The 11973-nt window shown below is 35.5% G+C and carries 9 protein-coding genes and 1 other annotated feature; all 9 genes read right to left on the bottom strand.

All coding sequences use genetic code 11. The features are described from left to right. Positions 1–176 precede the first annotated feature (176 nt). Entirely contained in the window at positions 177–2804 is a 2628-nt protein-coding gene (gene ppdK / locus ACZ41W_RS03395; protein WP_464313478.1) for a pyruvate, phosphate dikinase, read from the bottom strand. A 98-nt stretch (positions 2805–2902) separates the two neighbouring features. Then, the gene (locus ACZ41W_RS03400) at positions 2903–3721 is read right to left on the bottom strand and encodes a pyruvate, water dikinase regulatory protein (RefSeq protein ID WP_464313479.1); all 819 of its coding nucleotides are present in this window, start codon (positions 3719–3721) and stop codon (positions 2903–2905) included. A 45-nt stretch (positions 3722–3766) separates the two neighbouring features. After that, a complete protein-coding gene (locus ACZ41W_RS03405; protein WP_464314266.1) occupies positions 3767–5158 on the bottom strand; it encodes a glycine--tRNA ligase in 1392 nt (463 codons plus the stop codon). Positions 5159–5221: 63 nt separating this feature from the next. Further along, positions 5222–5383 (bottom strand) — a binding site (T-box leader). 121 nt (positions 5384–5504) lie between these two features. Further along, complete coding sequence (locus ACZ41W_RS03410) at positions 5505–6104, bottom strand: DUF4342 domain-containing protein (RefSeq protein ID WP_464313480.1); 600 nt, start codon at positions 6102–6104, stop codon at positions 5505–5507. 190 nt (positions 6105–6294) lie between these two features. Continuing rightward, complete coding sequence (locus ACZ41W_RS03415; protein WP_464313481.1) at positions 6295–8283, bottom strand: methyl-accepting chemotaxis protein; 1989 nt, start codon at positions 8281–8283, stop codon at positions 6295–6297. 149 nt (positions 8284–8432) lie between these two features. Further along, on the bottom strand, positions 8433–9188 hold the full coding sequence (gene recO / locus ACZ41W_RS03420) for a DNA repair protein RecO (RefSeq protein ID WP_464313482.1): 756 nt from the start codon (positions 9186–9188) through the stop codon (positions 8433–8435). 30 nt (positions 9189–9218) lie between these two features. Then, positions 9219–10589 carry a magnesium transporter gene (mgtE, locus tag ACZ41W_RS03425; RefSeq protein WP_464313483.1) on the bottom strand — a complete coding sequence of 457 codons (1371 nt, stop codon included), beginning with the start codon at positions 10587–10589 and terminating at the stop codon, positions 9219–9221. A gap of 80 nt (positions 10590–10669) precedes the next feature. After that, the gene (era, locus tag ACZ41W_RS03430; protein WP_464313484.1) at positions 10670–11569 is read right to left on the bottom strand and encodes a GTPase Era; all 900 of its coding nucleotides are present in this window, start codon (positions 11567–11569) and stop codon (positions 10670–10672) included. A gap of 9 nt (positions 11570–11578) precedes the next feature. Beyond that, positions 11579–11968, bottom strand: a complete 390-nt coding sequence (locus ACZ41W_RS03435) for a cytidine deaminase (protein ID WP_464313485.1) — start codon at positions 11966–11968, stop codon at positions 11579–11581. Between the last annotated feature and the right edge of the window lie 5 nt (positions 11969–11973).

Below are 11973 nucleotides of genomic sequence, written 5' to 3' on the forward strand. Positions count from 1 at the left end.
CCAAATTATGTAAAATATGAGCACTTTCATTCTAATTATAAATAATAGAAAAATCAACCATTTAAGGTAAATTCATAAAAAACCCTGTAGTATTCAGTGAGGAGCACCTACTTATTTTGCAAAATAAAAGGGTGACTTCACAGCTACAGGGTTTTTATTAATTGTCTTTAACGTGATTATTTTTTAGCTTTTATAACAGCGTGTGCAGCTGCTAATCTTGCAATTGGTACACGATATGGTGAACAAGATACATAGTTCAATCCTTCAGAGTGACAGAATTCTATGGATTTTGGGTCACCGCCATGTTCGCCGCAAATACCAAGTTTGATTGTTGGATTTGTTTGACGGCCAAGTGTACATGACATATGAACGAGTTTTCCAACGCCATTTTGATCAAGTGTTTCAAATGGATCTTTCTCAAATACATTTTTCTTGAGGTATTCAGGTAAGAATTTACCTGCATCATCTCTTGAAAAACCAAGAGTCATTTGAGTTAAGTCATTTGTACCAAATGAGAAGAATTCTGCTTCTGTTGCGATCTCGTCAGCAATAAGTGCTGCTCTAGGTACTTCGATCATAGTACCAACCTTGTATTCAAGCTCAATATCACTTTCAGCTATGATCTTATCCGCTACGTTTTTAACGAGTTTTTTAAGATCCGTAAATTCTTTCATATGACCAACTAATGGAATCATAATTTCTGGTTTGACATCGATTTTAAGCTCTTTTTTACAGTGAATTGCAGCTTCGATAATTGCAATTGTTTGCATTTCATAGATTTCTGGATACGTCATAGCAAGTCGGCATCCTCTATGACCGAGCATTGGATTGATTTCCATCAAACCATCGATTTTATATTTAACAAATTCATAAGTTTGTTCTAAATCTTTAGCAAGAATGCGAATATCTTCTTCTTTATGAGGAACAAACTCGTGTAATGGCGGATCGAGTAATCTGACTGTAACAGGTCGTTCACCCATTGCAGTAAAAATGCCAACAAAGTCTTCTCTTTGATATGGAAGTAATAATTTAAGGGCTTCTAATCGTTCTTGTAAAGTTCCTGCTAAAATCATTCTTCTTACATTGAGAATTCTTTCTTCACTAAAGAACATATGCTCAGTACGACATAAGCCGATGCCTTCAGCGCCAAATTTTACAGCTGTTTCAGCATCTCTTGGTGTATCTGCATTCGTACGAATGTTAAGCGAACGAATTTCATCTGCCCATGAAAGGAGTAAAGCAAAATCACCTGTTAATGCAACTTCCATTGTTTCGAGCTTACCTTCGTAAACATCGCCTTTGTTTCCATCTAAAGAAATCCAATCGCCCTCTTTAAATGTTTTATCGCCGATAGTAAAGTACTTGTTTTCTTCATCTACGAAGATCTCACTACAGCCTGCAACACAGCATTTACCCATGCCTCTAGCTACTACAGCCGCATGCGACGTCATACCGCCTCTAGCCGTAAGAATACCGTTTGCAGCAACCATTCCTTCGATATCTTCTGGAGAAGTTTCAGTTCTTACTAATATACACTCAACGCCATTTTCAAATTGATGTGCAACATCTTCAGAATGGAAATAAACTTTTCCTGAAGCAGCTCCAGGTGATGCTGGAAGACCTCTTGTTAGAGGTGTAGCTGATTTAAGTGCATCTGTACTGAACATTGGATGCAATAATTGATCCAACTGTGATGGCTGTACTCTTAAAAGCGCTTCTTCTTTTGATAATACGCCATCTTTTTCCATATCAACAGCTACTTTAACAGCTGCAAATGCTGTACGTTTACCGTTTCTAGTTTGTAAGATATAAAGTTTATTTCTTTCAATTGTAAACTCGATATCTTGCATGTCTTTATAGTGTTCTTCTAATTTAAGTGAAATATCTACAAATTGTTGATATGCATCAGGCATGACTTCTTTAAGTTCATCGATTTTTTGAGGAGTTCGAATTCCTGCAACTACGTCTTCGCCTTGTGCATTCATTAAAAATTCGCCAAATAGAGCGTTCTCGCCGGTAGATGGGTTTCTAGTAAAGGCTACGCCAGTTCCAGATGTATTTCCCATATTTCCAAATACCATCGACTGAATATTTACAGCTGTACCTAAATCATGCGGAATATCGTTTAAGTTTCTGTAGACTCTTGCACGATCGTTATTCCATGAGTTAAATACCGCTTCTATTGACATCATCATTTGTTCAACTGGGTTCATTGGGAATTCAAACCCTTTATCTCGTTTCACTATTTCTTTGTACGATTGAATAATTGTCTGTAAGTCTTCAGCAGTTAATTGTGTATCCAATGTGAATCCATTTGCTTCTTTCTGTCCATCTAAAACGCGATCAAATTTGTATTTAGGTATTTCCAAAACAACATCACTAAACATTTGAATAAAGCGACGGTAACAGTCAAGAGCAAATCGTCTGTTTTCTGTTAAATTTGCCAATCCTTCTACTGACTGATCGTTCAAACCTAAGTTGAGGACGGTATCCATCATACCAGGCATTGATACGAATGCACCTGAACGTACAGATACCAATAGTGGATCTGCTATATCGCCAAGTTTTTTACCAGTTCTGTTTTCAAGATCTTTCAAATGTTCGAGGATTTCGTTTCGGATTTCATCTGTGATTTTTTTACCATCCACATAGTATTGGTTACATGCTTCTGTTGTAATGGTAAATCCATCTGGTACAGGCAAACCGATTTTTTTCATCTCGGCTAGATTAGCGCCTTTACCTCCTAATAACGCTTTCATTTCCTTGCAACCTTCTTCAAAGTCATAAACATACTTTTTCATCATAAAAACCTTCCCTCACAAAGAATTTTTATAAAAAACCCATAGCGATCGCTAAATAACTATGGGTCAATTACCGAAAGATTACGCGGTACATTTTAAGCCTACTTTAATTTGATGTTAAGTCCTGTGATTTCCAAAATAATGCTCGCAGTTTCTTCAATTGCTTTGTTCGCCACGTTGATAACAGGACAACCGAGTTGTTTATACACTTTTTCGGCGTAGTCAAGCTCGTGCAAAATTCGATCAAAATTTGCATATTCTACATCAGAAGATAAGCCAAGAGCTCTCAATCTTTCAACGCGAATTTCATTGAGCTTTTCAGGTGAATTGGTGAGTCCGATTAATTTGTTTTTTGGAACTTGAAAAATTTCTTTTGCAACTTGAATTTCTGGAACGAGTGGAACATTGGCAACTTTTACATTTTTATGTGATAAATACATACTTAAAGGTGTTTTCGAAGTCCTTGAGATACCGAGTAGAACAACATCGGCATACTTGAGTCCCCTCAAATCTTTCCCATCGTCGTATTTAACTGCGAATTCAATAGCAGCAACACGTTCAAAGTAATCGTCGTCTAATTTATACATAGTCCCTGGCTTACGAACTGGTTTATCCCCGAAAAAGTTGGTAAACTGGCTGAGGACAGGAGACAATATGTCGTGACAAATAACATTGTGGTCTGCGCATAACTTGACAATTGTATTGGTGAGTTCATCAAGCACAGTAGTAAACAAAATCATAGATTTATGCTTTGAGGCTTCGATGACAATTTCTTCCACCGCTTCAGCATCCCTTACGTAGTTATATTTTTTGACCACATAATCTTTATTGAGAAATTGATTCATTGCTGCTCTAGCAACATGGGATGCAGTCTCACCTAATGAATCTGAAAGAATAAAGATGTAATATCGATTATCCATTGAAACCTCCTTCAAAAATTTGAGACCTCAGTTACGATAACAGAACTAGAATCTGAGTTTCTCCTGTATATAACTTACTAAATCCTCAATTTTTACACGTTCTTGTTCCATTGAATCTCTATGACGAATGGTAACGCTTTGATCTTCATCAGACTCAAAATCATAAGTGATACAGAATGGTGTACCAATTTCGTCGTGACGTCTATAACGTTTTCCGATACTACCAGAATCATCAAAATCAACATTGAAATGCTCAGAAAGTGTTTCGAAAACTTTTTCAGCAGATTCGTTTAATTTTTTAGATAACGGGAAAATTGCAGCTTTAAATGGCGCAAGTGCTGGATGGAATCTAAGTACAATTCGACTTGTTCCGTCTTCAAGTGCTTCTTCATCATATGCATCCACTAAGAAAGCTAATGTAACTCGATCGGCTCCCAAAGAAGGTTCGATACAATATGGAACGTATTTTTCATTGGTAACAGGATCTTGATATGATAAATCCACTTTTGCATGGTTCATGTGAGCTTTCAAGTCGAAATCAGTTCGGTCTGCGATTCCCCAAAGCTCTCCCCAACCAAATGGGAATTTGTATTCAATATCTGTTGTTACGTTTGAGTAATGTGATAACTCTTCTGCATCGTGATCTCTAAATTTAACATGCTCAGGATTCATTCCGAGTTTGTGAAGCCAACTCATACAGAATTCTTTCCAGTAAGCAAACCATTTTAAATCTTCACCTGGTTCACAGAAAAACTCTAACTCCATTTGTTCAAATTCACGTGTTCTAAATGTGAAGTTACCTGGTGTTATTTCATTTCTAAAAGATTTACCAATTTGACCAATTCCGAATGGAACTTTCTTTCTTGCTGCACGTTGAATAGATTTGAAATTAACAAAAATACCTTGTGCAGTTTCAGGTCTTAAGAAAATCTCAGTACTTGAATCCTCTACAACACCTTGAAACGTCTTAAACATGAGATTGAACTGACGAATATTTGTAAAATTATGTGCACCACAATTGCTACATTTTATGCCTTCAGAAGCGATGTAAGCTTCCATTTTTTCATTGCCCCAAGCGTCAATTGCATCAGGTGTTTCGCCTTTTGACTGCATATGTGCTTCAATTAATTGGTCTGCTCTATATCGCGTCTTACAGGATTTACAATCCATCAATGGATCGTTGAAGCCGCCCACATGGCCTGACGCAACCCACACTTCTGGGTTCATCAAAATTGCACTGTCAATACCAACGTTGTATGGCGAGCTTTGTACGAATTTTTTCCACCATGCTTGTTTCACATTGTTTTTTAGCTCAACGCCTAAAGGACCATAATCCCATGTATTTGCTAAACCACCGTAAATATCCGATCCTGGAAAAATAAAGCCCCTTGATTTTGAAAGTGATACGACTTTATCCATTGTTACTTGTTCCATAATGCCTCCTAAATAATGTTCCTATAATCTTTAATAATAAATATAAAAAAATCTTCCATCCCTAGCAAAAGGGACGAAAGATTATTCCGCGGTTCCACCCTAGTTGGCCTCAGCCCACTCGAATTAGCATAGCTCAAAAGTGCCTTCGTATTTTGATCCGTTAACTTCCACCAACCGTTAACTCTCTAGAGAATCTTACATACTACTATTCTTCGTCATCGCTGCTCTATTTTTATTGATTTTAACACAAATAAAATCTTGTGTCTAGTGAATTCCTTAAATTTGTTGAAATGTTATCAAAATATTTCAAATTTTAAAACTAATCAGACAATTCGATTGTGTTTATTGACTATTTTTCAGAGTCATCTTCGAATAAATCGTCAAAATTCTCTTCTTCTTGAACAGTAGAATTTTGTTCTGCTACATCTGCACTCGATGCATGTTCTGCACTCGATGCATAGTCTGCACTCGATGCATAGTCTGCACTCGATGCATGTTCTGCAGAGTTTTTTTGATTTTTGTTCATTTTTCCCATAAACTCATCAAATTTATCTTGAGTGATTTCATTGATATTGAACTGTACACCATCTTGCTTAACAATCTTAATTTCACATCCAGTAGCGATTGCTGCTATGATCCCTGCTACAGTAGGTACTGTAAAGATAATCGCGCTAATAGCACCTGCCATAATTGGTATATCGATTATCGTCTTGCCATTTCTTTCTATTAAAATTTGACTCACCATTCCGCTGTTGACGAGTGCTTTTAACTTGTCAATTATTTCATTGGCATTCACTTTTTTAGAACCTTTATTTTTCTCTTTTTCTTCTAAATACACGAGTGTTTTAAGAACATCACCATCATTTAGCTCAAGTGCCTCTTTGGCTTCTTTGTAGCTTATATTGGTTCTTACAATTACTTCATCAACCATTTCAAGAGTTATTTTCATAAGCGGCTCCTTTTTTTTAATTTCTTATTATCATATTATATTATATCACTTTAAAATGATATGTGTAAATTATTCGAATTCGCAAAGACTCATTTGTAAACGAACATGGCTTGAACCAAACTACAAGGCAATTCTTGCAGAGTGTGTTCAAGCCATAAGTTATTGAATCGAATCAATATGTGGTTGGGAATTAGATTTTAAAAATACTAATATTTTCTTCAAGTTTTAATGCAAGTGATCGGAGACGATCAGCAGCATATGAAACTTCTTCGACGATAGCCGTTTGTTCTTGCATAGAAGCGCTCACCTCTTCAGATGCAGCAGCAGCTTCTTCAGATATACTTGCAATACTTGAGATGCTGTCAAGAATTTCAACTTTGCTTTCGTCTAAGATTTCGATGTCTTTTGAAACGTTTTCAATGACAACTTGAATGCTTCTAATTGCGTCAAAAATGGACTTGAATGATTCTTCAACTTTAACAACAGCCATATTTTGGTCATCTGAGCGCGATTTAACTTCTTGCATAATATTTACGGTGTTTTTACTTCCTGCTTGAATTGAATTTACAATATTTTTAATTTCATCGGCCGCTTTACTGGATTCTTCAGCGAGTTTTCGGATTTCATCTGCTACGACAGCAAATCCTCTACCGTGTTCGCCTGCACGAGCAGCTTCAATGGATGCGTTCAATGCAAGTAAGTTCGTTTGCTCTGCAATGGTACTGATTGCTTGTACAATGCTTCCAATTGCTTGTGATTGTTTTGCTAGTTCTAAGATTGCTGATTCTGTTTTGTGTGTTGCGTCATTATTTTCGATATTTTTCAGTCTAAGAACATTAACAGCTTCTTCACTGCTTTCGTTAATAACACCTGTTTTATTGGTATGATCAATCATCAATAAAATATTTTCAGTGAGTGTTTTGATATTATTTCCCATTTGTGTAGCTACTTTGCTGCTAGTTTCGCTGTCTGCAGCTTGTTTTGATGCGCCGAGTGCAACTTCTTCAACCGCATTGGCAACTTCTTTTGCAGCCACAGAGGAGCGCTCTGATAGACCAACTAAATCCTTAGAAGAATCTAGGACATCGTTTGTCGCCTTGTGAATATTCGTCATAAGTCCTGAGATACTGTCCATCATGTTATTTAAATCATGAGCAAGTTTTCCGATTTCATCTCGAGTATGAATTTCAATTCGTGTTGATAAATCACCACTACTTACAATGGTCATGTAATCACTAATGCGTTTAATATTTTTTAAGATGACATTAGAGATTATAATTGCAACGATAATTGCAAGTAATAATAAAAATGAACCAAATGCTATAAGCGTGATCAAAAGCGTACGAGATTGTTCAGCAATTTCACTTTCATCGACAATTGCAAGTACTTTCCAACCTAAATGATCAATACTTGAAACAAACGCAATCTTATTACTTCCATCAAATGTATATTCTATTTCACCTGAAGCATTTTTCTCAACATACGACTTGAGTTCAGGTATTGGTATTTCTTTACCTATTAACTTTGGATTTGGATGAGTAAACGGCATATTTTTTGAATCTAACAAAATAATATACCCACTTTTACCAATTTTTATGGTATTAGCTGTTTCAGCAATTTTTGAAATATTCAGGTCAATTGCTAAAACGCCTTCAAACTGGCCTGAACTGTTGTTGACTGCTTTTGCACCAGAGATAACGACAGTATTTGGATCAGATGCGTCTACATATGGAATGGTCCAAATAAATCCATCCGTTTTTTCTGCTTCTGTATACCAGATTCGGCCTGTAGGATCATAGCCATCTGGAAGAGAGACTTCTGGCCAAATATGAAACGCTTTATCTTTATATCCAACATAGACATTCTTTACTTCTGAATATTCATTGATATAGGATTTAAATGTTTCCATCATCCAAGGAATATTCTCAGGAGTCGTTCTAGCGCCTTTTACGTTAGGATCATTAGACAATAAAGATGCTGATCTTTCATAAATCGTCATATAATTGGTTAGATTGCTAATGATTTGATTAGATACTTCTTCAGTCGATGCCTTCATGTTCTCGTAATATGAGTTTGTTGTGGTAGCATAAATAAAAATACTGAGTGCGATCATTGGTATTGTGATTACGAGCACAAATGCGATGATTAATTTTGCTTTTAAACTAAAACCCTTCTTCATACTCTACCTCCTAAACCATGTTTATAGAGGATAAATACCCACAATGAAAAAAAAACAACATTGTATGAAAATTTATTTATAAAGTTATTAAACTTGTTCGTCAAAGGATTTTTATTTGTTAACAATGCACTTTTTTGTTATAAATAAACTTATAATTCATCTAAAAATTTTTTTGATTTAATTTCATAAATGGAATTGTGATGTTGAATATATGGGTCAAAAATGGACAATAACAACTTGGTATAGTTTTCATGTATTTTTGTTTTCATGATGATCCGAATGTCTTTTTTCATTAAATATTCAATTAAATTGATTGAGTTTTGATTGAGTTTTATCGTATTTGGTGATGAAATTGAACATTTTTCACATATAAGACCGCCGTCTCCAATTGAAAAAAATGGGTGCGGAATAGATGCCCCGCATTTTATACAGGGATTGACTAAATTAGGCGCATGCCCTGTGAGTTTTGAAAGTTTAATTAAATATGCCAACCTTAATAGTTCATAATCGATGTTTTCGTCATTAGAATTAGCTTTTGATAAACAAGAAATCATTTCAACGATGAGCTGATAATGCTCTTGATCAGGTACATTTGGTGTGCTTGTTAATTGGCAAAGTTCCAAAAAATAATTCCCGTATGCAAGGTTTTCCAATTTGTCTGCGATTCTAAAATGTGAATCAATGATTTCACAAGAAACAACCTTAATGATTTTTGAATGGGTATTCAATGTAAAAGTGCCAAATACAAATGGTTTTGAAGCTGCTGCTAAATGAGATTTCGAACTCTTTGCACCATTTGAAACAACATCTATCTTACCAGCTTTTTTTGTCAATAAAGTTAGAAAAATGTCGTTGTTTAATGACTTGGTACTTTTGAGTACAATTGCATCCGTTTCAAAAAACATGTGACTGCCCCCTCAAGTTGAGAATGATATTTATAAATGCGTCAAAAGAATCGTTGCTAAAGAAAAGTAAATACTTAAACCTGTCAAATCGATAGTAGTTGTAATAAAGGGTGCTGATGCGACTGCAGGATCAATTCCAATTTTTTTAAAGAACAAAGGGACAATTGTTCCAATCGTTGCTGCTGTTGTCATATTTGCCCACATTGCAATCCCAACTATAAATGCAATGTGGTATTCAGCATTCATAATTACTGCAAATAGTCCAACCAATGCAGAACAGACTAATCCAACTAAGAGTCCTACAGAAATCTCGTGAATAAGCGTTTTAAAAATTTGAGACCCCTTAATATCGTGTGTTGCTATGTTCCGAACGGTTATCGTGGAAGATTGAGTACCGACATTTCCGCCCATTCCGGTTAATAGAGGCATAAACATGGCAAGCGTTGCATTTGCACTGATTTGTCCTTGATAATGACTTAACACATTTGCAGACAGGAGCCCACCAAATATCGTAATAATGAGCCATGGTAGACGTGATTTAACAGAATTTCGGACTCTCTTGATCAAACTCGTATCCGTTTCATAAACCTCTGTTTCAGAAGTACCTGCAAACTTAAAGATATCTTCAGTTGCCTCTTCTTCAACAACATCTAACACATCATCTACGGTAATAATTCCATGAAGTCTATTTAAATCATCCACCACTGGAACTGCTAATAAACTATATTTTGAAACTACTTTTGCAACGTGTTCTTGGTCATCATGAACATTCACTGAAATAATGGTTTCTTTCATAATTTGTTCAATTAATTTGTGGGTCGGGGCAATAATTAATTCTCTCAAGGAAACAACACCAACGAGTCGTTCATTGTCGTCAACTACGTAGATATAATAAATAGTTTCTGCATCAGGTGCGGTTGAACGAAGTGTTTCAATTGCATAGTAAACAGTATGTTTCTTTTTTATTGCGACAAATTCAGACGTCATCAAACGACCAGCTGTTCCATCTTCGTAGATTAGCTGCTGTTTAACATCATTAACATCTTCAGAGTCAAGAATCGAAAATATTTCTTGTTGCTCATTTTCGTTCAATTCGCTTAACTTATCGACGATTTCATCTTGAGACATATTTTCGAGCAATGAAACACGCCTTTCAATTGTGAGATCTCGTAAAATAGATGTGAATTGTTCAGAATTTAGCTCTTCTAGTACTTCAGAAGCTTTCTCATCACATAGTAATTTAAAAACAAGCAATTGTTCAGCCTCTTCTAGATTATCTATTACTTCAGCAATATCTGCTGCATGCATATCATAGAGAATATTCTTTAAGGCGTCCATTTCGTTATTTTCAATAAATGTTTCGACTTGTGATAGATATTCATAAAATTTTAGTAAACTCATAGACCCTCCTCATCAAATAAATATAGGGTAAGTTTTCACTTACCCTAGTTAGTAATTTTATATGAGTTGTAGACAAAAATCTACTCTTTGTAACCTAAATTCTTTAAAAAATTAGAATTATCTCTCCAACCTTCTCGAACTTTTACAAATAATTGTAGATTTACTTTTGTTTGTAAGAGTTTTTCAATATCTTGTCGAGCTGCTTTTCCAATTCCTTTAAGTTTTCGACCTTCTTTTCCGATAATAATGCCTTTATGGGATTGCTTTTCACAAATAACATCTACTTCAATATCATATAACTCTTCAGAAGCTTTGTTCAAGCGATGTTTCATACTTTGAACTTCAACTGCTACTCCATGTGGAATTTCGTCATCAATGTACATAAGAACTTTTTCTCGTACAATCTCCCCCACAATGGTTCTCTCAGTCTGATCGGTCATGTGGTCAACAGGATAAAATGCAGGTCCTTCAGGCAATTGACCTTTGATTGTTTTAATCAAATCACCTACACCTAAATCTTGAGAAGCGGATATACCATGTATTTGTTTAATGAATGGATATTTAGAATAATTATCATAAATGGATTTGAAAGCTTCCGGTGATAATAAATCAACTTTATTAATCACGAGAATGACATCTACGTTTGCAGCTTCAATGAATTCAATAAGATACTCATCTCCAGGTCCAATTTTTAATGATTGATCAACCATAAAAATCACGACATCAACATCGCTAATAGCAGTTTTCGCGCTATTTACCATATAGTCTCCTAATTTGTTCTTAGGTTTATGGATTCCTGGCGTATCGACGAATATAATCTGACTTTCCTCATCATTATAAACACCTGTAATTCGATGACGCGTCGTCTGAGGTTTACTGGACATAATCGCGATTTTTTCACCGATTATTGCGTTTAATAAAGTTGATTTACCAACGTTAGGTCGACCAATGATGGTAACAAAGCCCGATTTGAATTGCATGCATGCCTCCTATTTTAAATCTTTATCAGTAAATGATTTTGGAAGTAATTCGTCTATTGTATAGACTTCATAATCATATCCTTTTGCAACAATGATGTCAATGTCCTTAGCAAATTCAACAATTACTTGTCTACAAATGCCACATGGAAATGTCAAATCATTACTTGATGATACCACTGCGATTGCCTTGTAGTTCATCTCGCCTTCAGAAATCGCTTTAAAAATAGCCGTTCTTTCAGCACAGTTTGTTGCACCAAAAGACACTACCTCAACGTTACATCCAGTGTAAACTTTACCACTTTCGGTTAATAATGCTGCGCCAACTTTAAAGTGTGAATACGGTGAGTATGAAAATTCCATTGCTTCATATGCCTTTTTTACCAATTCATCATAAGTCATAATGA

It is taken from the genome of Fusibacter fontis, assembly GCF_055378735.1.